This window comes from uncultured Bradyrhizobium sp. (assembly GCF_936928535.1).
Taxonomy (GTDB): domain Bacteria; phylum Pseudomonadota; class Alphaproteobacteria; order Rhizobiales; family Xanthobacteraceae; genus Bradyrhizobium.
In genome coordinates, this window is the sequence record NZ_CAKZHY010000053.1 from 39,452 (window position 1) to 61,883 (window position 22,432).

25 protein-coding genes and 1 tRNA gene are annotated in these 22,432 nt (G+C 63.7%); 7 read left to right on the forward strand and 19 right to left on the reverse strand.

All coding sequences use genetic code 11. The annotated features are described in order from the left end of the window. Window position 1 precedes the first annotated feature (1 nt). Both Q0687_RS06605 and Q0687_RS06610 read right to left on the reverse strand, forming a co-directional pair. The gene (locus Q0687_RS06605; protein WP_298873662.1) at window positions 2–397 is read right to left on the reverse strand and encodes a DUF2177 family protein; all 396 of its coding nucleotides are present in this window, start codon (window positions 395–397) and stop codon (window positions 2–4) included. A gap of 83 nt (window positions 398–480) precedes the next feature. Further along, the gene (locus tag Q0687_RS06610) at window positions 481–2,211 is read right to left on the reverse strand and encodes a Cache 3/Cache 2 fusion domain-containing protein (RefSeq protein ID WP_298873664.1); all 1,731 of its coding nucleotides are present in this window, start codon (window positions 2,209–2,211) and stop codon (window positions 481–483) included. Window positions 2,212–2,325: 114 nt separating this feature from the next. On the opposite strand from Q0687_RS06610, the gene Q0687_RS06615 reads away from it, so the two are divergent. After that, a complete protein-coding gene (locus Q0687_RS06615) occupies window positions 2,326–3,771 on the forward strand; it encodes a deoxyribodipyrimidine photo-lyase (protein WP_298873758.1) in 1,446 nt (481 codons plus the stop codon). 68 nt (window positions 3,772–3,839) lie between these two features. Beyond that, entirely contained in the window at window positions 3,840–4,121 is a 282-nt protein-coding gene (locus tag Q0687_RS06620) for a histone (protein ID WP_298873666.1), read from the forward strand. 51 nt (window positions 4,122–4,172) lie between these two features. On the opposite strand, the gene Q0687_RS06625 is transcribed toward Q0687_RS06620, so the two are convergent. The 3 genes from Q0687_RS06625 to Q0687_RS06635 form a co-directional block, all read right to left on the reverse strand. Continuing rightward, entirely contained in the window at window positions 4,173–4,916 is a 744-nt protein-coding gene (locus Q0687_RS06625) for a hypothetical protein (protein WP_298873668.1), read from the reverse strand. Between the two features lie 88 nt (window positions 4,917–5,004). After that, window positions 5,005–5,883: a DMT family transporter gene (locus Q0687_RS06630; protein WP_298873670.1), complete on the reverse strand. Its 879-nt coding sequence runs from the start codon at window positions 5,881–5,883 to the stop codon at window positions 5,005–5,007. A 91-nt stretch (window positions 5,884–5,974) separates the two neighbouring features. Beyond that, on the reverse strand, window positions 5,975–6,421 hold the full coding sequence (locus tag Q0687_RS06635; RefSeq protein ID WP_298873672.1) for a hypothetical protein: 447 nt from the start codon (window positions 6,419–6,421) through the stop codon (window positions 5,975–5,977). A gap of 310 nt (window positions 6,422–6,731) precedes the next feature. Here Q0687_RS06635 and Q0687_RS06640 point away from each other — a divergent pair, with 310 nt between their 5' ends. Further along, complete coding sequence (locus tag Q0687_RS06640; RefSeq protein ID WP_298873674.1) at window positions 6,732–6,992, forward strand: hypothetical protein; 261 nt, start codon at window positions 6,732–6,734, stop codon at window positions 6,990–6,992. A gap of 35 nt (window positions 6,993–7,027) precedes the next feature. On the opposite strand, the gene Q0687_RS06645 is transcribed toward Q0687_RS06640, so the two are convergent. Next, window positions 7,028–7,492, reverse strand: coding sequence for a host attachment protein (locus Q0687_RS06645; RefSeq protein WP_298873676.1), 465 nt, complete (start codon window positions 7,490–7,492; stop codon window positions 7,028–7,030). 278 nt (window positions 7,493–7,770) lie between these two features. On the opposite strand from Q0687_RS06645, the gene Q0687_RS06650 reads away from it, so the two are divergent. Next, complete coding sequence (locus Q0687_RS06650; RefSeq protein WP_298873678.1) at window positions 7,771–8,043, forward strand: hypothetical protein; 273 nt, start codon at window positions 7,771–7,773, stop codon at window positions 8,041–8,043. An 88-nt stretch (window positions 8,044–8,131) separates the two neighbouring features. On the opposite strand, the gene Q0687_RS06655 is transcribed toward Q0687_RS06650, so the two are convergent. Continuing rightward, window positions 8,132–8,353: a hypothetical protein gene (locus Q0687_RS06655; RefSeq protein WP_298873762.1), complete on the reverse strand. Its 222-nt coding sequence runs from the start codon at window positions 8,351–8,353 to the stop codon at window positions 8,132–8,134. Between the two features lie 137 nt (window positions 8,354–8,490). Between Q0687_RS06655 and Q0687_RS06660 the strand changes: the two genes are divergently transcribed. Continuing rightward, complete coding sequence (locus Q0687_RS06660) at window positions 8,491–9,456, forward strand: helix-turn-helix domain-containing protein (protein ID WP_298873759.1); 966 nt, start codon at window positions 8,491–8,493, stop codon at window positions 9,454–9,456. A gap of 86 nt (window positions 9,457–9,542) precedes the next feature. Here the strand turns inward: Q0687_RS06660 and Q0687_RS06665 are convergent. From Q0687_RS06665 to Q0687_RS06675, 3 genes are all read right to left on the reverse strand, one after another. Then, window positions 9,543–9,619: transfer RNA gene (locus tag Q0687_RS06665), tRNA-Arg, on the reverse strand. A 153-nt stretch (window positions 9,620–9,772) separates the two neighbouring features. Beyond that, window positions 9,773–10,225, reverse strand: coding sequence for a hypothetical protein (locus Q0687_RS06670; RefSeq protein ID WP_298873679.1), 453 nt, complete (start codon window positions 10,223–10,225; stop codon window positions 9,773–9,775). A 159-nt stretch (window positions 10,226–10,384) separates the two neighbouring features. Continuing rightward, window positions 10,385–10,942 (reverse strand): hypothetical protein, encoded by a 558-nt coding sequence (locus Q0687_RS06675; RefSeq protein WP_298873760.1) that lies wholly within the window; start codon window positions 10,940–10,942, stop codon window positions 10,385–10,387. Between the two features lie 147 nt (window positions 10,943–11,089). On the opposite strand from Q0687_RS06675, the gene Q0687_RS06680 reads away from it, so the two are divergent. Then, window positions 11,090–11,476 carry a VOC family protein gene (locus tag Q0687_RS06680; protein ID WP_298873681.1) on the forward strand — a complete coding sequence of 129 codons (387 nt, stop codon included), beginning with the start codon at window positions 11,090–11,092 and terminating at the stop codon, window positions 11,474–11,476. A gap of 28 nt (window positions 11,477–11,504) precedes the next feature. Here the strand turns inward: Q0687_RS06680 and Q0687_RS06685 are convergent, their stop codons facing one another. Further along, window positions 11,505–12,002, reverse strand: coding sequence for a hypothetical protein (locus tag Q0687_RS06685; RefSeq protein WP_298873683.1), 498 nt, complete (start codon window positions 12,000–12,002; stop codon window positions 11,505–11,507). A gap of 262 nt (window positions 12,003–12,264) precedes the next feature. On the opposite strand from Q0687_RS06685, the gene Q0687_RS06690 reads away from it, so the two are divergent. Continuing rightward, window positions 12,265–12,618: a GrlR family regulatory protein gene (locus Q0687_RS06690; protein WP_298873685.1), complete on the forward strand. Its 354-nt coding sequence runs from the start codon at window positions 12,265–12,267 to the stop codon at window positions 12,616–12,618. A 6-nt stretch (window positions 12,619–12,624) separates the two neighbouring features. On the opposite strand, the gene Q0687_RS06695 is transcribed toward Q0687_RS06690, so the two are convergent. The 8 genes from Q0687_RS06695 to Q0687_RS06730 all read right to left on the reverse strand — a co-directional run bounded on the left by Q0687_RS06695 (window position 12,625) and on the right by Q0687_RS06730 (window position 21,913). Continuing rightward, a complete protein-coding gene (locus Q0687_RS06695) occupies window positions 12,625–15,312 on the reverse strand; it encodes a PAS domain S-box protein (RefSeq protein WP_298873687.1) in 2,688 nt (895 codons plus the stop codon). A gap of 90 nt (window positions 15,313–15,402) precedes the next feature. Next, a complete protein-coding gene (locus Q0687_RS06700; protein WP_298873689.1) occupies window positions 15,403–16,317 on the reverse strand; it encodes an EamA family transporter in 915 nt (304 codons plus the stop codon). An 80-nt stretch (window positions 16,318–16,397) separates the two neighbouring features. Next, window positions 16,398–17,213, reverse strand: a complete 816-nt coding sequence (locus Q0687_RS06705) for an NUDIX hydrolase (RefSeq protein WP_298873692.1) — start codon at window positions 17,211–17,213, stop codon at window positions 16,398–16,400. A 4-nt stretch (window positions 17,214–17,217) separates the two neighbouring features. Beyond that, window positions 17,218–18,171, reverse strand: coding sequence for a dihydrodipicolinate synthase family protein (locus tag Q0687_RS06710; RefSeq protein ID WP_298873694.1), 954 nt, complete (start codon window positions 18,169–18,171; stop codon window positions 17,218–17,220). Window positions 18,172–18,295: 124 nt separating this feature from the next. Beyond that, on the reverse strand, window positions 18,296–19,174 hold the full coding sequence (locus tag Q0687_RS06715) for an SDR family oxidoreductase (RefSeq protein ID WP_298873696.1): 879 nt from the start codon (window positions 19,172–19,174) through the stop codon (window positions 18,296–18,298). 124 nt (window positions 19,175–19,298) lie between these two features. Next, window positions 19,299–20,159 (reverse strand): MaoC family dehydratase, encoded by an 861-nt coding sequence (locus Q0687_RS06720; RefSeq protein WP_298873698.1) that lies wholly within the window; start codon window positions 20,157–20,159, stop codon window positions 19,299–19,301. Window positions 20,160–20,366: 207 nt separating this feature from the next. Then, window positions 20,367–20,756 (reverse strand): OB-fold domain-containing protein, encoded by a 390-nt coding sequence (locus tag Q0687_RS06725; RefSeq protein ID WP_298873700.1) that lies wholly within the window; start codon window positions 20,754–20,756, stop codon window positions 20,367–20,369. Then, on the reverse strand, window positions 20,756–21,913 hold the full coding sequence (locus Q0687_RS06730) for a thiolase domain-containing protein (RefSeq protein WP_298873702.1): 1,158 nt from the start codon (window positions 21,911–21,913) through the stop codon (window positions 20,756–20,758). Before Q0687_RS06730 ends, Q0687_RS06725 begins: the two co-directional genes overlap by 1 nt. Window positions 21,914–22,432: the final 519 nt, after the last annotated feature.

Here is a 22,432-nt window from a genome sequence, read left to right on the forward strand (position 1 = left end):
CTTAGCCGGTCACACGGTCCGCCACCCACAGACCCGCGGTCGATGAGACCGCGGTCACCACCGCACCCCAGCCGATGTCGAGAAACGCGACCGGCCAGCTCCAGTGCTTCAAGAGCGCCAGTGCGGTGAGATCGAACGTCGCATAACAGAACAGCCCGAACAGCGCGCCATACAGCAGCGTCGCCTGCCAGGTCGCGCCATTCGCTCCGCTGACGAAGGTCAGGACGCCGCCGACATAGAGCAGGTAGAACAGCACAGCCGGCAGCGGCTTCAGCTCGCCCAGCATGTCGCCGACTTCCGCGGTGAAAAAGCCCTTGGCGATCAAACCGAGGAACAGAAAGTCCAGCCCGGTCAGGACGACAAGGGTTGCGACATAAAGCACGGCGATGCGGTTCACTGGCGGCCTCCCTGCCCGCAAAACGCAGGCAGTCACATCATGCCGTCAGCTACGTCACGGCGGACCGATGGTTTCAGCCCAGATCAAGCCGCTTGCACGCGGTCGAGGAAGCTGTCGACCTCGGACTTCAGGCTCAGGCTCTCGCCCGACAAGGCCTGGGCGGAGGCAAACATCCGGCTCGACGTTTCGCCGGTCTCGCTCGCACCTTCGGCCGCGTGACGGACATTGACAGCGACGTCGGCGGTGCCTGAGGCCGCGGCGCGAACGCTGGCTGCGATGTTCTGGGTGGCACCCCGCTGCTGCTCGACCGCGGCCGAGATCGAGCCCGCGATGCCGCTGATGCGCTCGATGGTCTCGGTGATGGCCTTGATGGCAGTGACCGACTCCTGGGTCGCAAGCTGCATGCTCGCGATCTGGGTCGAGATCTCGTCGGTCGCTTTCGCGGTCTGGCCGGCGAGCGTCTTGACCTCCTGGGCGACCACCGCAAAGCCGCGGCCCGCGTCGCCCGCGCGCGCGGCCTCGATGGTGGCGTTCAGAGCCAGGAGATTGGTCTGCTCGGCGATCGAGGTGATGAGCTTGACGACGTCGCCGATCCGGGAGCCTGCTTCCGAGAGCTGCGCGATGCGTTGATCGGTGGCCTCGGCCTGTTGCACTGCCTCGGCGGAGATCGCGTTGGATTCCTGCACTTTGCGGGTGATTTCGGAAATCGACTGCGACAATTCGTCGGAGGCTGACGCCGCTGCGCGGACGTGGTCGGAGGCCTGTTCGGACGCGCCGGCCGATTTCGCCGACAGATCGGCGGTGGAACGCGCGGTATCAGTCAATTGCCGCGCCACGCGCTCGAACTCGCCCGAGGAATGCAGCACCTTGTCGAGGATGCCACCGACGCCGCTGCGGAATTCGGCCACGAAGTTGCGAAGGTCGGCCTTGCGTTGTTCGACGGCGGCAGCCGCAGCTTCCGCCTGCTCGCTGCGCATCCGCGACCGCTCCAGCGAATTACTCTTGAACACCGCAACGGTGCGCGCGATCTCGCCGATCTCGTCGGCGCGGTCCTCGCAATCGATCGCGACGTCATTCTTGCCATTGGCGAGCGCGGTCAGCGAGCGCGTGACCGAAGTCAGCGGTCGGGTGACGCGGCGGACGACCAGCATGGTCAGCACCAGGACCAGCAGCGCGGCGATGCCGGCCGCAATCGCCATGCTCGACATCGCCTGGGTCAGCATGGCCTCATACTGCGCCATGGGGATGCCGACATAGAGGATGCCGACGACCTTGCCGGCTCCATCCTGAATCGGGAAATAAGCCGTCATGAAGGACTTGCCGAACAGCGTGGCCGGCCCCTTGTAGGCTTCGCCCCGCCGCAGCACGGCTTGCGCCGGATGATCGGCAGCAAGCTGTGTGCCGACGGCACGCTCGCCATTTTCCTTCTTCAGGTTGGTCGAGCGGCGGACAAACTGCCCACTCGCATCGTCGAACACGAACAGGGTGGCACTCCCCCCGACATAGGACGTCACACGATCAACGATGGCGTGATCCTTGAAATCGGGCATCTTGGCGATCTCGGCCCGCGCCACCGCGCCATCCCGCATCGAGATCTTCGCGTCGGGAACGATCTCGGCAAAGGCCAGCGCCAGCGTGCGCAGATTGACTTCGACGTCGCGCAGCGCGCGCTCTTTGAAGGCAGAGGTGAGCGACCAGTAGCCGGAGCCCACCACCAATGCGGTATTCATCGCAATCAGCAGGACGGCACACAAGACAGCCTTGGTCCCAAGCTTGAATTGCGGCACGAACTTCGCCGTTAATGAGTTGGTCATGAATGGAACTACCCCCGGAATTCCTGCATATTCATGCAATTCGCTTACGGCCCCATTAACGACGGTTCACACCTACCTGCGACATGCTCTCCAAAGCGTAAACGAGGACGCGCCCTGACCCCGCCAAGCCCACCGCCTGTCATCGTCTGGTTCCGCGACGACCTTCGCCTGTCCGACCACCCCGCGTTGCACGCCGCCGCCAAATCCGGCGCGCCCGTGATTTGCCTTTACGTCCTCGACGATGCGGCCGGACGGGCCCCTGGTGGGGCGGCGCGCTGGTGGCTCGCCCAGTCGCTGCGCGCGCTCGGCGCGGACATCGCAGCGCGCGGCGGCTCGCTCATCTTGCGCAAAGGCCAGGCGGCCAGGGTGATCCCTGAGCTGGCGCGCGCAAGCGGCGCTGCCGCCGTCTATTGGAATACGGTTGCTCAGGCGCCGCATCAGGCCGTGGAGAAGCAGCTCGAAGCTGTACTGGCAAAGCTTGGCGTGGATTCGCAAAGGTTTCCCGGCGACCTTCTGGTTACGCCCTCTGCGATCCGCAACAAGGAAGGCCGCGGCTTGCGCGTATTCACGCCTTTCTGGCGGCGCGTGCTGTCGCTTGGCGATCCGCCCAAGCCGCTGCCCGCACCGAAGGAGCTGCGTCCGGCGGCGCAGATCGCGAGCGAAACGCTTCAGAGCTGGCAGCTCGAGCCGGCTAAACCCGACTGGGCCGGCGGCCTGCGCGAGAGCTGGACACCGGGCGAGGCATCAGCCCGGGCTCGCCTGCGCGACTTCCTCAAGCACGCCGCGCACAGCTATGCCGGCGACCGCGACCGGCCCGACCGCGAGGGTACGTCAGGCCTGTCGCCGCATTTGCGGTTTGGCGAGATCAGCCCGCGCCAAGTCTGGCATGCCGCGCGCTTTGCCGCCGAAGAGAATCCGGCGATCGCATCCGGCACCGAAAAGTTCCTGAGCGAGCTCGGCTGGCGTGAATTCTGCCGCCACCTGCTGCACGATCACCCGAACCTCGCCACCGAGAACCTGCAAACCAACTTCGACGACTTCCCTTGGAAGATTGATAACAAGACGCTCGCCGCCTGGCAGCGCGGCAGCACCGGCTACCCGATCGTCGATGCCGGAATGCGCGAGCTCTGGCACACCGGTGTGATGCACAACCGGGTCCGGATGGTGGTCGCCTCGTTCCTGGTCAAGCACCTGCTGATCGATTGGCGCCACGGCGAAGCTTGGTTCTGGGACACGCTGGTCGACGCGGATGCCGGCAGCAATCCGGCCAATTGGCAGTGGGTCGCCGGCTGCGGCGCCGACGCCGCACCTTATTTCCGCGTGTTCAACCCGGTGCTCCAGGGCGAGAAGTTCGATCCCGATGGAACCTATGTCCGGCGCTGGGTGCCCGAGCTGAAGGACGTACCGGCGAAGCTGATCCATCAGCCGTGGCAGGCGACACCGATCGAGCTTGCGAGCGCAGGCGTCACGCTCGGAAAGACCTATCCGCAACCGCTCATCGATCACGCCAAGGGACGCGAGCGTGCGCTCGCAGGTTACGCAAAGATCCGCAAAGGTTGAGCGTTGCTTTGACACAATTATGAAACCCGCTATCGTCATCACTCCATGCAAACCGTGGGGGACACGATATGGACGACGAGAAGCCGATCACCGAGCAGGTGATGGAGACGATGACGAGTGCCGTGGAAGCGACCAAGGACGCCGCCGTCGCCGCAGTCAAGAAGGTGAAGAAAGCCGCCAAGAAGGTCGCGAAGAAAGCCGCGCCCAAGAAGGCAAAGAAGGCTTCGAAGAAGAAGGCCGCGAAGAAGTCAGCTAAGAAAGCGGCCAAGAAGTCGGCGAAGAAAGCCGCCAAGAAAACGGCGAAGAAGGCTGCCAAGTCGAAAAAGAAGGCCAAGAAGGCCAAGCGCTGATTGCAGCGCAAAACCACCCTCCGGGGGCGGGCGCGCCCGGAGGCTTTTCTTCTATCCGCGCCGCTTCGCGACGCTCCGACCCGGATGGTGCTGTCCTTTCGGATCGCGAAATTCGCTGCGATGGCCGCGCCGATCTTCGGCATTGAAGCGCCGCCGCTTCGCAGGTGAGCCGAACGCCCTGATCACCTTCCTGCCGTTGACCTTCTTGATGACGTAACCACCCTCGGTCATCGAGAACGGCGCCTTCAGCGTTCCGTTGTGGTCGAACTTGGTGCCGCGGGGATGCTTGAACGGCTCGAACCAGGACGGATAGACAAAGTTCGACATGGGGAAGCCGCCGACGACGAAGGCGTCCTCCTCCACGGCGTCGCAGACCTCATAGGCATATTGGGTGTTGCGGTTGGCGTCAGCCCAGAGATTAGCCATGGGGTCGAGCACCATCTCGAACAGCTCGTGCGAGGCCGCCACGCTGACCGGCTCGTCGCCGAGCGATTTGACGAAGATCTTCGAGATCGGCTGCCCCCGATGCGTCAGCTCGTGGCGTCCGAGCATGTTCTTGTGGGAGGCATCGTCGAAATAGACGAGTTGCCAATCCGTCCGCTTCGGCTTGCGCGTGACGTAGAGATCAACCGGATAGCCCCAAATCGGAAGGAAGTGCTTGTCGTAGCATTTCTGCAGCGCCGCGGTCAGCTTACGCATCATCCGGTCGTCGATCGCCTCTCCGGCGTAGTTGATGCAGGCAATCCGAACCGGCTTCATCGACCTGCCGAGCAGTGCGCGCTTCGCCTTCTTCATGGCAATCACCGTGTGAATGGACCGCTGAAATGCGCTCAGCCTACCACGCAGGACGCTGCACGCCAGGGATGTATTCCGGCAGGCCCGTCTACGTGCCGAAACGTCGGTTGACCACGAACACGGCGCCAGCGCACATCGCCATTCCGGTGATCGCCACCGCATCGAGCTTCTCGCCAAACAGCAGATAGGCCATCAGCGCCGTCACGGCAGGCACCAGGTAGAACAGGCTCGCGACCGAGGTCGCTGCGGCATGGCGGATCAGCCAATACAGCAGCCCGATCGACCCGATTGAGAGCGCGACCGCAAGCCAGGCCAACGCAAGCACAAATTCCCGCGTCCAGTGCACCACGCGGTCCTCGAACAGGAACGCGCCAAATGTGAAGAAGATCGTCACCGCCACGTACTGCACGAGATTGCCGGCGCGCCAGTCGATGTGGTTGCAGTAGCGGCGTTGATACAGCGTACCCAGCGTGATGCTGATCAGCGAAACCACCGAAGCGATCCAGCCGAGCCCGGCCTCTCCGGTCATCGGACGATTGTGCAGGATCAGCGCCACGCCCCCGAGCCCCAGCAGCAGGCCGCCCCATTGCAGCGGCGTCACCTTCTCGCCGAGCCAGCGGTTGGCGATGGTCGAGGTCAGGATCGGTTGCAGGCCCGGAATGAGTGCAGAGAGCCCCGCCGGAATTGAATGCGCGATCGCAATCGCCGTACCGCCGAGATAAAAGCCATGGACCAGGATGCCGGCCACCGCGCTATGCGCGATGCCGGCGCGGTCGGGCCATTTTGGCCGCGCAATGCCTGCGATGATGGCCATCAGGCCGACCACCACCGCCATGCGAATGGCGAGATAGGTCAACGGATCGGCATTGTTGATGACGTATTTGGTGCCGATGAAACCGGTGCTCCAGAGCAGCACGAACAGCACCGGCGCCGCCCGTGCGGCCAATTGATCTTGATTATGATTCATTGCCCCCTCATTGCCCGAGCGAAGGGCGGTGCGGCAATGCGAATTTTACGATGCTGCGCTGCGACGGACGCGGGTAGCCCGGATCAGACGATCACCATTCTTCCGGACAGGGATCGATGATCTTCCAGAGCTCGACCCCATTCTTGATCTTCTTCATGTCGGTGGTGAGCCCGCCATTGCGGCGGATCCAGTCCTTCACCGTGTCAGGGTAGTAGGACATCAGGTCGGACGTCCCCTCCGAGCTGGTGACCTTGATGCCGAAGGTGAAAGCCTTGTCGTAGTAGGCCTGGTGGAAGCCGAGGCTCGCCTTGGGGGTCACACAGATCTTGTTTAGCGGCACGATGCCGAGAACCAGCGTACATGCCGAATTGCAGATGCCGTCGATGATCACACGCTCGCCGGTGGCGCGGACGCGCTTGTACTTGGCCTTGTACTCCTCGACATAGCCGCCGTGGTCGCGGGTGATATGCAGCTGAGCCCGCGCGGGCGCGACAGCAGCGACGAGGAGCAACAGCAGGCTGAGGAGCGTGATGCGCATGGCAGCTTGACGGCGAAAACCTTGCAAGGAAACGTACCGGCCCCGAAGAGCACCCCAGTGAAGACTCAAAGGAGCCCGGCAGGAGAAATCTTTGACCGGATTCTCTTTGGCCACACTTGTGTGGGGAATTCGTTAAGCATCCCGAAAAGGCCAAAAATGGGCAGGCTTTGACCCCAATCCCGGCAATTCTGTCACACCCATCAGGGAATCCGCGGGATCAGCCCCGATTTCGGCCTCCCGGACGGGTGCCCCGGCGGCCCGAAATGGCTATAGATGGCTGACTTATTTGCGCGGGTTCCGGAGAATCGAGATGAGCAAGTTGAAGCTTGTAGCCGCGATTGCCCTGTCGGCGGCAGTCCTAGCCCCTGGCCTCGCGGAGGCACGGGTGCATCACCGGTACCACCGCCATTACGCCCACCCGCTGCCCTACCCGATCAGCTATCTGCACAATTACGGCCCCGGTATCGATCCCGGCACCTTCGCCTTCTACGACGGCCCGTCGACCAACCATTGCTACCAGAGCGCGGCCGCCTATGTCGGCCAGGACCGCCGGCGGCACCCCTGCTACTGAGGCGGCGCCGGGCGCGTCCTCTTGGCAAAGCCGCCCTAACCGGCGGCGGCTCCCGACAGCAGCAACTGCTTCTCGATCTCATAGACCGGTAACTTGACGAGATCCTTGCCGACCTCGCCCCGGAGCGCCTTGCGCACCGCGTCCGAATAATCGGTGCGGATCATGCCCAGCGCGCGCGGCGAAGCCACCATGGTCAGGCCCGAGGTCTCGCCGGCGCTGAGCGCGGTGTCGAGCCGTTCGGCAAGACTGCGCAGGAAGGTGCGTTCGGCCTCGTCGTGCCAATCGGTCTGCTCCGCCGAGCTGCGGGCACCGCCGACCGATGCATGGAGCCTGCCAGGCGCATCGGTCCCTTGCGCGGCCGTCGACGGATTGGACTGCTCGCGAACCTCCTTGGTGTGAAGGTTCGGAAACATGTCGTCGCCTAGATTTTCCAGGATGAGCGCCTTGCGTCCGTCGCACACGACGAGCCAGTCGCCCTTGTCGATTCTCATCTTGTTCATCGCACTGCTCCAAGCCATCTGTGCGCCTGTCCTTCGAATGCGGCGAAGGACGGCCCACAATGACAAGACTAGGAGCAAAGCGGCACGGGCGAATTGCGCAGGATCAACGAGGGGGTGGCGATGACGGAGTGAGCCGTCGAGGTCGCCCGGGCGAAGCGAAGGTCAGGCGCGCGGCGGGCGCGCTGGAGATTTGTTCATCAGCATTACATTTCGGCTCTGCCACAATTTGATCAGAACAAACTTCGATATCCTGTCGTGCGTAAGCGGAGGAATACATCATGAATCTCAAGATCGGCTTCGTCGCCGCGTCCCTGTTCGGCGCCCTTGCGGCATCGTCGACGGCGTCGGCCATGCCAGTTGCGCCCGCGCCTGCGACCCCGCAGGTCTCGGACATCCAGCAGGTCCGCATGGTCTGCAACGCCTGGGGACGCTGCTGGTGGCAGCCGAACGTCTATTACGGCCCAGGATACGGATATTATGGACCGCGCTATTACGGCCCGCGTTATTATCGACCACGCTACTATGGCTATTACGGCTATCGCCGCTGGTAAGATTTGCAGGGGCCCTCTGGGCCCCTTCGCTTTTGCGAGACCACGCGATCGCTGCGGCCCATCAGCCTGGAGCAATTCCAAAACTGATCTAGATCAAAGATGAAATTTGCCGTGCCGTCATTTTGTATCGATGGCCGATTTGATTGTTTTCCGATGCCCGCAAACGGGCATGAATGTGCAGACCCATCTCGAAAAGCGGCAGGAGAGCGAGGGTCGGAGGTTTGAATCCTTTACCTGCCCCGCCTGTACAAGGCTTCATTTCATCGACCTCGCCACCGGTCAGCCGATGAGCCGCGACCGTTGACGACATCGGTCCTGGGGTCGTCGTGGCATTATGTCCGCAATACTACGGCCGGAAATCCAGTTTACTGAATCGCCATGTTTCGCCATTGATGGCCACGTAACAACGTTCATTTTTTTGTCACATTGCAGCATCCGGCCAGACGCATGCTCTTCGACGCTCTCGCCCCCTCCTCCGCGCTCCAGGTAACCCGGTTTACCGACGTGGACGCATTCCGACCGGCCGAGGCCCTGGAAGATTCCCGGAGCATTCCCCTCGACGTCGCCAATTTCGCCGCAGCGCGAGCAATCGTGAACCTGCCGGCATGCCGGATCATCGTCGCAAGGTCGTTCGCGCGCATCCTCGAGACCACCTACCGCGCGCCGGGCGGCATGGTGATCCTGCCAATGAGCGATGATCTGCGCGCCAGTTCGAGCGGAATGGATATCGATTCACGCTTCTTCATCGGCTTGCGCGGCAACCACCATTGCCATTTCGTCGAGCCCCAGACCAATCATCACGCGCTGATCATGTTCTCGCCCGCACTTCGGGACCGCGGCTGGTTCGATCGTGCCGATGCCTTGTGGGTTCGCATTGCGGACCCCACCGCACATCTCTACGCACGGCAGCTTGTGCAAGACATCCTGCGGACCGCGTCGGTCCAGCCACAGATGTTCGAGACCACGGAGGTCGCCGCCCACCTTCAGGAGGGCCTGCTGCTCGCCTTCGATGACCTGTTTCGAATGAACCCGCTGTCAGATCGCTGCGCCCCAATATCGGGCGTGCGCTCTGCCAGACTCGTGCAGCAGATCGACGACTACGTCCGAGCCTATCCAACCGCTCCGATCTATACGGCCGACCTCGCCGATCAATTCGGCGTCTCGATCCGAACCCTCGGGGGTGCGGTAGCCAAGGTGCGCGGCATGAGCCTGCATCAATACATCCGCCTCAAGCGGCTTTGGGCCACCCGCACCCAACTCCTCAGAAGCCGGGGTGCCTCAGTCGCTGCTTGCGCGCGCGCCCAGGGCTTCCATCACCTCGGCGAGTTTGCCGCGGCCTATCGCGCGACCTTCCACGAAGCGCCCTCGGATACGCAGGCGCGGGCCCGGCAGGCTGGTCTTTCCGCGAACTGACCGGAGCGCCGCACGTCGGCTGCCCGGGCTCGCGTGATGGATCTACCGATTGGGATGGCCTGCCGCGACGGCTTCAGGCTGACCAATGGCGCGCTCGGAAGGATTCGAACCTCCGACCCTCGGAATCGAAATCCGATGCTCTATCCAGCTGAGCTACGAGCGCCTGAGCCCGAGTATTGGGCCACCAGCCAAAGCGTCGCGGTCATATGCTGGCCGGCCAGCACACCGACGGCGTTCGGGATGGGTTCGAATTAGCAGAGAGGCCGAAGAATAAAAAGCCCTCCCCGCCTCGTTTCGAGGTGGGTCAGAGGGGCTCTCACCAAGTGGTATTGAACAGCCCGAAATGCGGCTGCTGTGCCACCAGCATCATCGGCTGGCCGCGCTGCGGCGCCGGACGCGCCCGGACGACCTTGCGCTTGGGCTGGGCTGGAGCCTGAGCCTTGGCGTCAGCCTTCGGCATCAACTGGGCGAAGGTCTCGCGCACCCGCGATTTGGCCGACAGGTCGGCCAATGGATCTGCCTGCGCGGTCGGCTGAGGCGCCGCGACGGCGGCCGTCTTCACCACGGGCGCTGCAATGGTCGGCTGGTTGGTATCGAGCACGACCCGGTCAGGCAAATGACGGTCGGACCGGATCCGGATCGGCGGCTGGTCGTAGCTTGCAACCCCGACGGTCTGCGCAACCGGTGCAGTCGGCCAAATAAAATCTGCCGCAAACAACAGTGCGAGCAGTGCTCCACCGACAAACATGAAATACCGAAAGATGGGCATCGACCGCGCTCCGCCCCCGCACCCCGCGTGGGTCCTTCGCCTCAACCGGCGATCTCTCAATTGGTTCCTGCGCCCAGCCTTTGGTTCAAGTGGCAACTCCAAGATTTCTCGCCAAGGGGCAAGGACGGTAACTTTTCCGCTAGCGGAATGCGTGGGCCTTTAAGCCCGCCGCGCCGTCACCAGCGAACACTTCGCCTGATCGGCGTTCACGTTGACGAATCCGACGGGAACGCGCGCAAAAGTCCTGCGGCTCTTCATGCTGACCGTATCGGCCAGCACGCGGCTGCGGTCCGTCAAATGACTGCCGTCGCGCCGCATGAACGCGCAGACGATCTCGAGATCCTTTACGGCATAGTCATTGTCATTTCGCACGGTGAACGTCACCAGCGCCTTCGAGCCGAGCCCTCCGCGGCGCCAGGTCTGGGACGAGATCTTCATCCGGTCGAGCCCGGCGGCCTCCGCCGCGGAGGTATCTGATGCTGACGCTGACGTAGCAGAATCGACGCTTGCCAGCGCCAATTTCACCGGTTCGGTTTGAGCGACATCGCCTTCGGAGGGAGGGATCAAGAGCCAAGAGGCAACCCCGACCACGCTCGCGGCCAGAAGCCACAACAGGCCTCGTTTCAACCAAACGCCGGCGGCCGGCTGGACCCGTTGCCGTCCCTCGCCGATCCCGACGAAACGTCCCAGTCCGATCCGGCCAAACCCTGATTTCATGGGTGCGTTGCTCGCTCCTCCTTCAATTCGTGAGGCGAATTGAGGTTCCCGCAGCCAGGCGAATCTCACGTAGCCATGGTGGCGATCCTCCATGGGGATCGCTAACATGCGCAGCAACGTCTCAAAGCGCCTATCTGGAGGAATGAAATGCCGGTTGTTGTCACCTGGGATCACGTCCATCTTCGCAGCCCCGATCCGGAAGCGACCGCGGCTTGGCTGCGCGACATCCTCGGCGGCGAGATCGTGCACGCACCGGGACGAATCGATGTGAATCTCGGCGGCGCCAAGATCTTCATTGCGCCGCTGGAAGGCGAGAACGCCGTTAGTCCGCCGCCTCCGCATCCCCACCAGGGCCTCGATCATTTCGGCCTTACCGTGAAGGACATCGACGCCGTCGCCGCCGAGATCAAGGCCAAGGGCGTGACATTCACGCGCGAGCCGACCACGATCCGGCCCGGCGTGCGCATCTGCTTCATCCGCGGTCCCGAAGGCATCTCCGTTGAGCTGCTCGAGCGCGACAAGAAATATACGTGACGCGGCAGGCGAGTCGCTGCCCGGCCAGCTAGGTCATGCTACCGGGCATAAAGCAGCGGATGGTGACGCCCATGTAGCCGTAGATCGGCCACACCATGGTTCGTCCAACCCGATTGGGCTCTGAGATCACGGCCTCCTCCGGCACGTCGACCCAGACGAGTTCCTGCTCCCTGCCCTCGATCACGTAGCCGAGGCGCGGGATGCGGACGCGATAATGCCCGTCCTTGCTCTCCCAATCGGAGTCCGAGATCGCCGAGCCGTCGGCATCGGAGCAGCAGGGCCCCTTGCCGCTGCGCAAGCCGTCGAACCAGGCCTTCAACTCGGCGCTGGTGTTGACGAACTGGCCACGGTCGCGCGCGTGCCCGAGCGGGGCAAGCAGCGCCACCAGCGTCAGCGCGCAAGCGAGGCTTGCAGCGCTTAGCCACCGTGTCGGACGGCCGATCCGCCGCCGCTGCGTTTCGCAAATCGTGGGACGCGCACTGTACAGACGCGGCTCGTCGCCGCCGGAATCGATCCAGTTGCTCACGTTCGTCTTGCTCCAGCACCCCGCGGCCAGTGCAACAATGGTTATGCATTTCGCGGGCCAACTCTGATTCGTTGCGACTGGCCTCGCTGCATGATGAGACCGTCATATCAGCGTCACAGGCAAGCCGGGACGACTACGGTCTGCGTGCCCGCACGGGACACCCTCGCAGGCAAAACTGCCGCGTTGCGCGAGCGGTTGCGCTTTGGCATAAAAGCTCCACCGGTGACGCCATTGGGCGATGGTGGCCGGCCGATGGGACGTTATGAAGAACGGCCTTTATTCGATTCACGTGAGCCTGCTCGATGGTCGAGTCGGCAAGGGCAGCGGCGTGATTCTTTTTCGTGACGGCAAGATCCTTGGCGGCGATGCCTACCTGTTTTACACGGGCAGCTACGTCGTGAAGGACGCCAGCACCTTCAAGGGCGAGGTGCTCGTGCAGCGGCACACCTCGCCGCGCGGCAATGACAACCCGCTATTCGGTGGCCCTGCCCCGGTCGGCATCGGCGTCAGCGGGACCTACACCGATACCCGCGCGGAGATGACGGGCACGGCGCTGGTCGGCAAGGCCAGCCTGATCTTCGGTGCCACCCTGCACAAGCTCGTCGACGTCGATTAACGCGACCTATTCCGCGGCCTGCTCCAGCGGTGCCGTGCGCGGCAGGATCATCTGGATCCGCGTGCCGCCGCCAGGCTCGGAATCGAGGTCGAGCCGGCCGCCGAGCCGGTTGGTGACGATGCTGTAGACGATGTGCAGTCCGAGACCGGTACCGCCCTGGTCGCGCCGCGTGGTGAAAAACGGATCGAAGGCGCGGCGCCGCACGTCGAGGCTCATCCCGCAGCCATTGTCGGAGACGATGACCTCGACATTGTCCTTGCCGGACTCGCGCACCTGGATGTCGATGATCCCGGGCCGTCCGTCCGGGAAGGCGTGCGCCACCGAATTCAGGAACAGATTGGTCAGCACCTGGCCGTACGGACCGGGATAGCTGTTCATGGTGAGGTTGGGCTGGCACTCCACGTTGAGCGTCAGGTTTTGCTTGCGCAGGCCCGGGCGCAGGCTCATCACCACCTGCTCGGTGAGGTCGGCAAGGTCGAAGCTGCGCTGGTCCGAATAGTTGCGGTCGGCCGCGACCTGCTTGAACGACTGGATCAGCTCCGCCGCACGGTTCAGGTTGGAGACGAGCTGCGAGGACGCATCGCGACTGGTGCTGAGATAATCGTTGAGCGTCGAGCGGCGAAGCTCACCACGCTCGACCTCGGCGCTGAAAATCGCCGTCTTGCGCTCCAGCGCAGAGGCGACCGTCAGGCTGATGCCGACGGGATTGTTGACCTCGTGCGCGACGCCGGCGACCAGGCGTCCGAGTGCGGCGAGCTTCTCCGCCTCGATCAGCGAGGCCTGGGTCTCGCGCAGATTGCGCAACGCGGTTTCGGCGGCGTCCTTGGCCTTCCGCATCTCCTGCTCGCCGCGCTTGCGCTCGCCGATGTCGAGCGCCACGGTGACGATCCGCTCGATCTCGCCCTCGGCATCGAGCAGCGGCAGCTTGTTGACCAGCCATTGCCGCATGTGGCCTGAGGCGTCCTTGTACTCTTCCTCGTAGAAGCCGAGGCCCTTGCGCTGGCTGAGCACGCGCTTGTCGTTCTCGTCGGTCTTGGCGGCGCCATAGCGCGACATCAGATCGGCGGTAGTACGACCGAGCGCGTCGCCGGGTTCGATGCCGAAGATGCCCGCCATGTAGCGGTTCATCAGCACGTAACGGAGATCGCGATCCTTGACGTTGATGACGGCGGGCACGGTGTCGATGACCTGTTGCAGCAGGCGCCGGCCTTCGGCGATGGCATCTTCCGCCCGCTTCTGGTCGGTGATGTCGCGTAACGTGCCTTCGTAGCGGAGGATGGTACCCTGCTCGTCGCGCACGCCGGTCGCGCTGTCGGAGAGCCAGAGGATGTTGCCGCTACGCTGGCGCACCTGGTACTCGAACTCGCGCACCATGCCGTCGCGATGCATCAACCGCTGGTATTCCGCGCGCGCCTCGGGATGGACGTAGATCGTGTGGGCGATGTCGTTGATGCTGTCGATCAGGTGCTGCGGGCTGTCATAGCCCATCATCCGCGCCAAGGCCGGATTGGCGTTGAGGAGATCCCCTGACGGCGTCGTCACGTAGATGCCGTCGACCGAACCCTCGAACAGCTTGCGGTAGCTCTCTTCAGCCAGCCGCTGCTCGGTGAGCGCGCGCACCGCCGCTTCTCGCGCGGTGTCGGCCTCCTCCAGCGCGCGGCGGAACACCTCTGCGGCGCGTGCGATGTCGCCGATCTCATTGTTGAGATCGGCAGAGGGAATCGAGGTCCTTTTCTCGCCCGCCGCAAGCGCCCGGATGGAGCGTGCGATCTGGGCCAGCGGTCGCACCGTCCGCCCGACCACGAAGACGGCGGCGAGAATACCGATCAACACGCCCATGCTGCCGAGCACGATGCTCTGCCAGCGCGCCTCCGCCAGCGTCCGGGCAAAGTCGCGCGACAGCACATGGCCGCGGCGGTCACTGACGTCGCGCAGCAGTTCGGTGACACGGCCGATCAGCCGGCCCTCGGTGCCCAATACCTCGCGGTCGATATCGGCAATCTGCCGTTCGCGCACGGCGACCGCGATGATGGCATCGGCGTAATTGTTCACTGCCGTCTTCAGCTTGCCATCGGCAATCATCATCGTCCGCATGCCTTGCGCGGCCTGTTCGGCCGCGGAGGGATTGCGCGCGAGCAGCCCAAGCGCGATCCGACTTTGGGCTTCGGACAGCCGCGCGGCTAGATCACGGTCGCCGCTTTCGGAGACCGCCGCGTCGAACTGGTCGCGTAGCGGCGGCAGCCCGGCAAGCAATTGCGCGCGGCGATCGATCAGGGTCGAAATCCGATCCAGCCCGCTGCGATAGGTCGCGAGCCGCACGGAGACGCCGTCGATCATGTCCTGCTGCTCGGGGGCAAGCTCGATGCGGGTCTTCTTGAGGATGTCGCTCAGGGTCGAGGCGGCCTCGCCGACCTGCTTGAACTGGATGCCCGCGCCGGGATCGGTGACGAAATCACGCGCGGCGAGCCGCAAATCGTTCATGCGGCGGTCGATATCTTCAGCGAGATCGCCGACGCTTTGCAGCCGCTGAAGCTCGGCGAAGGTGGCGTCGATATGCCGGATCGCGATCACGCTGGCCGTCGAGGTGACGATGATCACCGCCAGGACGAGAATGAAGCTGCCATACGTCATCTGGCCGATCGACAGCGAAAATGATCGCTTCGGCGGCGGATTCGGTGGCGTTTCGACAGTCATAGGGGCGGAACCGGACTCCATACCCCTCCAATATACGCTGTATCGCCCCTCCGGGGGAACATGCCTCAACCGGCCGGAACAGCCTGTTTTTCATGATGGTTTAGCGACGGCCGCCCGCCGCGCCGGGATCGTCATGGCGGCAACGCCGACAACGACGCAAGCAAGGCCAATCCAGGCTGTCCGGCTCAGGCTTTCGCCGAGGAAGGCGACGCTGATGGCGACCCCGATCGGGACGCGCAAATAAGCCTGGGCGGTGGTGCCGACCGAACCGAGGGTCTGGATCAGGCGGAAATAGATCGCGAAGGCGGCTGCCGTCGAGAATACCGCGAGCGCCAGCAGCGCCAGGACCGAGCTCAGCGAGGGCGACAGCGTCCAGGGCTGCTCGAGCACCAGCGAGGCCGGAATCAGCGCCGTCGTGCCCGCCAGCAGCGAGCCGGCGGCGGGCGCCATGGGATCGAGGCCCTTGAAGCTCCGGCCGAAGATCGCGGCACATGCATAGCAGATAGTGGCGGCAACGATCGCCGCTTCCGCAGCGAGGCCGCTGCCAACGTCGCGGAACGCATCGACGCCAACGATCAGGAGGATGCCAGCCATGCCGGCGATCACGCCGAACAGCTTTCGCGGGGTCGTGGCCTCATGGCGGGTGACGATCGCGGTGAGCAGGAAGGTGAAGATCGGCCCGGCCGAGTTGAGGATGGTCGCCAGCGCCGCATCGACATGGCGCTCGCCCCAGGCGATCAGGGTCCACGGGATGACGCTGTTGAGCACGGCCTGGAACGCGAAGCGCTGCCAGGTCGCGGCGTCCGTGGGCATGCTAATGCCCCTCGCCCACATGACTGCGAGCAGCAACAGGCCCGCCACCGTCGTGCGGGCGGCGATCAGTGTCACCGGCGGGATGGTGGCGACGCCGAGCTTGATGAAGGTGTAGGAGCCGCCCCAGAGCGTTGCGAGTGCGAGCAGCAATGCCAACTCGATGGCGATGTTGGTATCCTGCCTGACGTCCATCTGATCTGTCCCATCCATTCGCGATGGACGGAACCTAGCGCGCCCGGGACCGGCTATACTTCGGTCAATATCGAAGTGTCCTAGCCGACCGCCCCGACCTCGAACACCTCTCCGTCATAGCCGGCCTCGCGGGGGATGCGGAGCTGGCGACCGCTCTCGGTCTTGGTCATCACGGGCATCACCGTGACGATCGACATCCCCTTGGCATGATCGAGTGCGGCGCTCACACTCGGCTGCTTGGCAAGGCGGATCAGATTGCGCGTGGTCGGGAACGGCAGCTTGAAGCGGCCGCTCTCACCGCCCTCCACCGCCTCGCGCGCCGACAGCCAGATCGAGTCGGTGGACTCGCGGCCGTCATGCGCCCCGAGCTGGTCCGGCGGTGCGGCCGCCAGGAAAAACCAGGTGTCGAAGCGCTTGGGCATGCCCTCCGGCGTGATCCAATGCGCATAGGGCACGAGCGTGTCGAGCGCGAGCTGGAGGCCGTTGTCGTCGAGAATTTTCAGGAAGCTGATCTTGTGCTCGTTGAGCGCGACGCGATGCGCGTCGGCGATCTCGCCGGCGCTCTTGGCATCAACTGGGGTACCCGTGTCCTTGAATCGCGCCAGCAGGATACCGCTTTCTTCAAAGGTCTCGCGGATCGCGGCGATGCGAAACCCGCGATCCGCTTCGTTCAGGCCCTCGCCGCCTGAATACAAATCGGCACGGGCGACAATCTCGTTGTCGCCAGCATCGACGCTGCCACCCGGAAACACCAGCGCGCCCGAGTTGAACTCGATCTGATGATGACGAACCATCATGAAGATCTCAACTTCGCCGCGGCCCTTGCCGTCGGCCTTCGCGCCATCGCGCAGCAGCAGGATCGTCGAGGCCGGACGTGATGCTGATGTCTCGGGCATTCAACTAACCCGCGGCGCTGGATTGCGGGCCGAGATTGGCGCGCTTGTCGAAACGGGCAACGCGCGACAAGAGGTAATCGACCTCGGCTTTCGCGGTGGCCGTCATCGTCGCGCCCGGCTTGCGCTGCGCGCTGGAGGCGATGATGCCGCGCTTCTGGAGCACGTATTTGCGAACGGTCAGGCCGACGCCGGGCTGCTGCTCATAGCGGATCAGCGGAAGATGCGCGTCGAACAGGTCGTGCGCGGCGTCGCGCTTGCCGGCCTTGGAGAGGTTGACGACATCGATCAGCAGTTCAGGGAAGGCATAGCCGGTCATGGCGCCGTCAGCGCCGCGCTCCATCTCGAAGTCGAGGAAGGTGCCGCCATTGCCGCAGAGGATCGAGAGCGGACGGAGCGAACCATCCTTCTGGAAGCCGCGCAGCGTCGAAATCTTCTCCAGGCCCGGCCAGTCCTCATGCTTGAGCATGACGCAGTTCGGATTGTCCATGACGATCTTGCGGATCACGGCGGGCGTGAACACCACCTGCAAGGTCAGCGGATAGTCCTGCAGCACCCAGGGAATATCCGGCCCGATCGCCTCGGCGGCCTGCTTGAAATAACCAACGATCTGGTCGTCGGTGCGAAGCGACGGGGGCGGTGCGATCATCACGCCGGCCGCGCCTGCGTCCATCGAGGCCTTCGCCAGCGAGCGCATGGTGGCAAAGCCCGGCGCGGAGACGCCAACGATCACCTGCATCTTCTTGGCGCGCTTGACGTAGCGCACCGCCACCTGCTCGGCCTCGACCGCGTCTAACTTCGGCGCCTCGCCGAGGATACCCAGCACCGTGACGCCGTCGCAGCCGACCTCCTCGTAGAAATCGGTCAGGCGGTCAATCGAGCGCTCGTCGATCCGGCCGTCGTCGTGGAACGGCGTCGGCGCGATTGCGAAGGTGCCCTTGGCGTCGGCGGTGAGTTTCATCAGTCCCTCTTTTTCTCCGTCATTCCGGGGCGCGCGCAGCGCGAACCCGGAATCCATTCATCTATTGCGCGTGCTGTAACATGGATCCCGGGTTCACGCTTCGCGTGCCCGGGATGACGACTGGCTAAAACCTCCGCGCGCCCATCTTGATCTGTTCCTCGGAGAAGAAGATCTCCTTGGCATGATCGACGATGTCCTGTGCATTCCAGCCCGTATGCGGCGGTTTCCAGCCTTCCATCTCCATCATCCGCATTTCGCGCACGCCGCGGGGCCCGGACACGCCCAGCACCTTGCCGGTTTGGTCGCCCGACAAATCGCTGACCATGTATAGCACGGCCGGCGCGATACCGTCCGGCCCCAGCGCCGCACCTGGGTTCTCCTTATAGCGGGGCAGGTCTGCGGTCATGCGGGTCAGCGCCCCCGGGGCGAGCGTCCAGATCCGGATGTTGTACTTGCGACCCTCGATCGCCAGCACGTTGGACAGGCCCCAGATGCCGCCCTTGGCCGCGCCATAATTGGTCTGGCCGAAATTGCCGATCAGGCCTGAGGTCGAGGAGGTGTTGACGATGACACCGCCGCCATTGTCCCGCATCCAGCGAAACACCGGCATGGTGCAACAAAAGGTGCCCTTCAGATGCACCTTGATCACCTTGTCCCAGTCGGACTCGCTGGCCTTGGCGAAGGTCTGGTCGCGCAGGATGCCGGCATTGTTGACCAGGATGTCGGCGCGACCGAAATGCTTGATGGCATCATCGAACACCGATTGGCCGCCCTCCATGGTGGAGATGTCGGCGCCGTTGGCGACAGCCTTGCCGCCCTCGGCCTTGATCGCGTCCACCACAAGCTGGGCCATCGATTTGTCGGCGCCGGAGCCGTCACGGGGCCCGCCGAGATCGTTGACCACGACCGCGGCCCCTTCCCGCGCGAACAGTCTTGCGTAGGCCTCACCGAGCCCCCCGCCCGCGCCGGTGATCAGCGCAACCTTGCCGTCGAGTAGTCCCATGGTGGCTTCTCCCTGTTTTATTATTGTCATTCCGGGGCAGCGCACAGCGCTGAACCCGGAACCCAGAGGTCGTGGCGCGAGATTCCGGGTTCGCGCTTCGCGCGCCCCGGAATGACAGCGGGGCCTAACCCAGCACCGTCTTGCCGTTCTTGATCACCGTCACCCCGCGCGACTTCACCTTGGCTTCGAACGAGATCGTGTTGCCGTCCTTCCAGAGGTCCATGGTCACGGTCTCGCCGGGATAGACCGGGGATGAGAACCGCGCGACGTGCTGGCGGAACGCTGACGCGTCATAGTCGGCATAGGTCTGCAGCACGCCGCGGCAGGTGATGCCATAGGTGCACATGCCGTGCAGGATCGGACGCGGGAAACCGGCCTTCCTGGCGAACTCGGGATCGCTGTGCAGCGGATTACGGTCGCCGCAGAGACGATAGACCAGCGCCTGATCGGGCCGCGTGACGATGTCGATGGTCCTGTCGGGCGCGCGCGACGGAATCTTGTGCGGATCAGGCTGGGTCAGGTTCGGCCCGCCAAAACCGCCGTCGCCGCGGGCGAAGCGCGAAGCGACGAGTGTCGCGAGCTTCTCGCCCTTCTCGTTCTTCAGCACGGTCTGGTGGCTGATGACGACGCCCTTGTCCTTGCCCTTGTCGTAGACCTCGAGCACGGAGGAGTCGGCGGTGATGTTGGCGGCGACCGGCAGCGGCTGGTGGAAGGTGATGTCGCGCTCGCCGTCGACCACCATGACGCGGTTGAGGTTCATTTCGCCCGGCCCCGAACCCCATGCTGCAACGGAGGCGAAGGTCGGCACCACCTTCAACGGTCGCGGCGTGAGCGTGCCTTCGTTGACGAAGGCGAGCTCGTTCTCGTCCATGGGATCGGCGCCGAGGCCGATGCCGTAAGCGTAGAGCATGACCTCGCGATCGCCATAGGCATATTTCTGGCCGAGGTTTTTCAGGCCTTTGAGCTCTTCGTATCTGGCGGACATTCTGTTTGTTTCCTCCCGGCCTTCTTTCAGCGGGCGGCGGCGCCTATTGATGCGCCCTCTCCCCTTGCGGGAGAGAGCCAGATGCTGCCCGCAACAAACTCGTTTGGGTGAGGGGTTGCCTCCGCATCGAACAATCTCTCCGCGGAGCGATACCCCTCATCCGGCGCTTCGCGCCACCTTCCCCCACAAGGGGGGAAGGGAAGAAATTTACGCCACCGTGAAGAACGGCAATGGCGCGCCATCCGTCGGCTTGAACACCACTTTCACCTTCTGACCGATCTTCAGCTTCTCCAGATCGCAGTCGACGAAATTGGTCTGCACCGACGGCCCTTCCTTCAGCGTGACGTAGCCGATCGCATAAGGCCCCGTCGGCGACTTCCGCATCAGGCTGTAAGTGTAGATCGTGCCCTCGCCCGAGGCCTCTTCCCACACCGTCTTGTCGGAGTAGCAGAACGGGCAAATCGAGCGCGGGAAGTAATGCGCTTCGCCACAGGCGGTGCAGCGCTTGATCATGAACTTGCCCTGCTTGGCCGCATCCCAGAACGCGGCGGTCTCGGGGTTCGTCACCGGGGCAGGATACTTCTTTGCTTCACCCATCACACGCGCTCCAGAATGGCCGTCGAGGCGGCGTGGCGAACACCCAACAGGCCGCCGGTGCCATGCGCGATGGCGAGATCGCAATTCTTGACCTGCACCTTCGGATGCGCCTCGCCGCGCAGCTGCCTGACGGCTTCGATGATCTTGGTCATGCCGCCGCGGTTGACGGGATGGTTGCTGCAGAGGCCGCCGCCATCGGTGTTGAACGGCAGCTTGCCGACGCCCGAGATCAGATTGCCGTCGGCAACGAACTTGCCGCCCTCGCCCTTCCTGCAGAAGCCGAGGTCTTCCAGTTGCATCAGCACCGTGATGGTGAAGCTGTCATAGATCGAGGCGTATTTGATATCCTTCGGCGTGACGCCGGCTTCCTCGAACGCGCGCGGGCCGGACCAGATGCCGGCAGAGTATGTGAGATCGAGATCCTTGCCGCCGCGCGGGCCCTTCATCGCCTCGCCATGACCGATCAGCTTGACCAGCGGCTTCTTCAGGCTCTTGGCGATCTCGGGTGTCGTCACGATCAGCGCGCCGCCACCGTCGGAGACGACGCAACAATCCATGCGGTGCAAGGGATCGGAGATCATCGGCGAGTTCAGGACGTCCTCGACCGTGACGACGTCCTTGAGCATCGCATGCGGATTGTATTGCGCATGATGCGAGGCCGCGACCTTGATCCAGGCGAGTTGCTCGCTCGTGGTGCCATAGTCGTGCATGTGGCGCATGGCACACATGCCATAGGCATTGTGGGTGGTCGCGCCGTAAGCGGACTCGAAATCGGCCTCCGCGCCTGCCGCGCGCGGCGGCATCGCGCCGGTGCGCGGCTTGCCGGCGAGCGTGATGAGCGCGATCGAGCATTTGCCCGCCGCGATCGCTTCGGCGGCATGGCCGAGATGGATGATGTAGGAACAGCCGCCGGTCTCGGTGGAATCGACGTGGCGGAGTTTCTTGGTGTTCAGCCCGAGATAATCGACCATCGGCCAGGCGCCGCCGGGCGCATCGCCCGCGCAGAAATAGCCGTCGACATCGTCCTTGCTGATCCCGGCATCCTCGATCGCTCCCTTGGCGACCTCGGCGTGGAGCTGGGCGGTGGATTTGTCCGGCGCATGCCGGGTCGGGTGTTCGTAGATCCCGGCAATGTAGGCCTTGCCCTTGATGGTCAAAACAGAGGTCTCCGCTCGCGTTTCTTCTTCGCGCTTTTTTCTGAACTGCACTGCGTTGATTGGCAAGCGCGGAAATATTCCGCCCTGCGGGTGCAGCGGGTGAGCGCAACTTCTCGCTTCCGGTGGCCAAAATCCTAAAGGTGTTTTGCCCGACGGCACAAGCAATTTTTCGTTTTATGCGAAAATGAACCGATCGATCGAAAACAACCCCATGCACAGTAGAACGGTGACTGATTTCAAACGGGAATTCGAAACGTCGCCATGGCATGGCCGATCTCACGCGACGCGTTCGCGGAAGTCGTGGGAACGGGGCTTCTTTCAGATCGCGAACCGATCCCCGGCGTCGAACCCATTCCAGCGTCCATCCGACTAACGATGACGGCAGGCCTTCCTGCCCCAAACGAGCCTGCCCGGAAGGCGCTAGCTTGCGAGCAAGCATGTTCGGCGGCCTATCGGAACTCCTACACCTGGCCGCTATACGGCCATCCACGACACGTTTATGTTGCAGCGGCAAGAGCT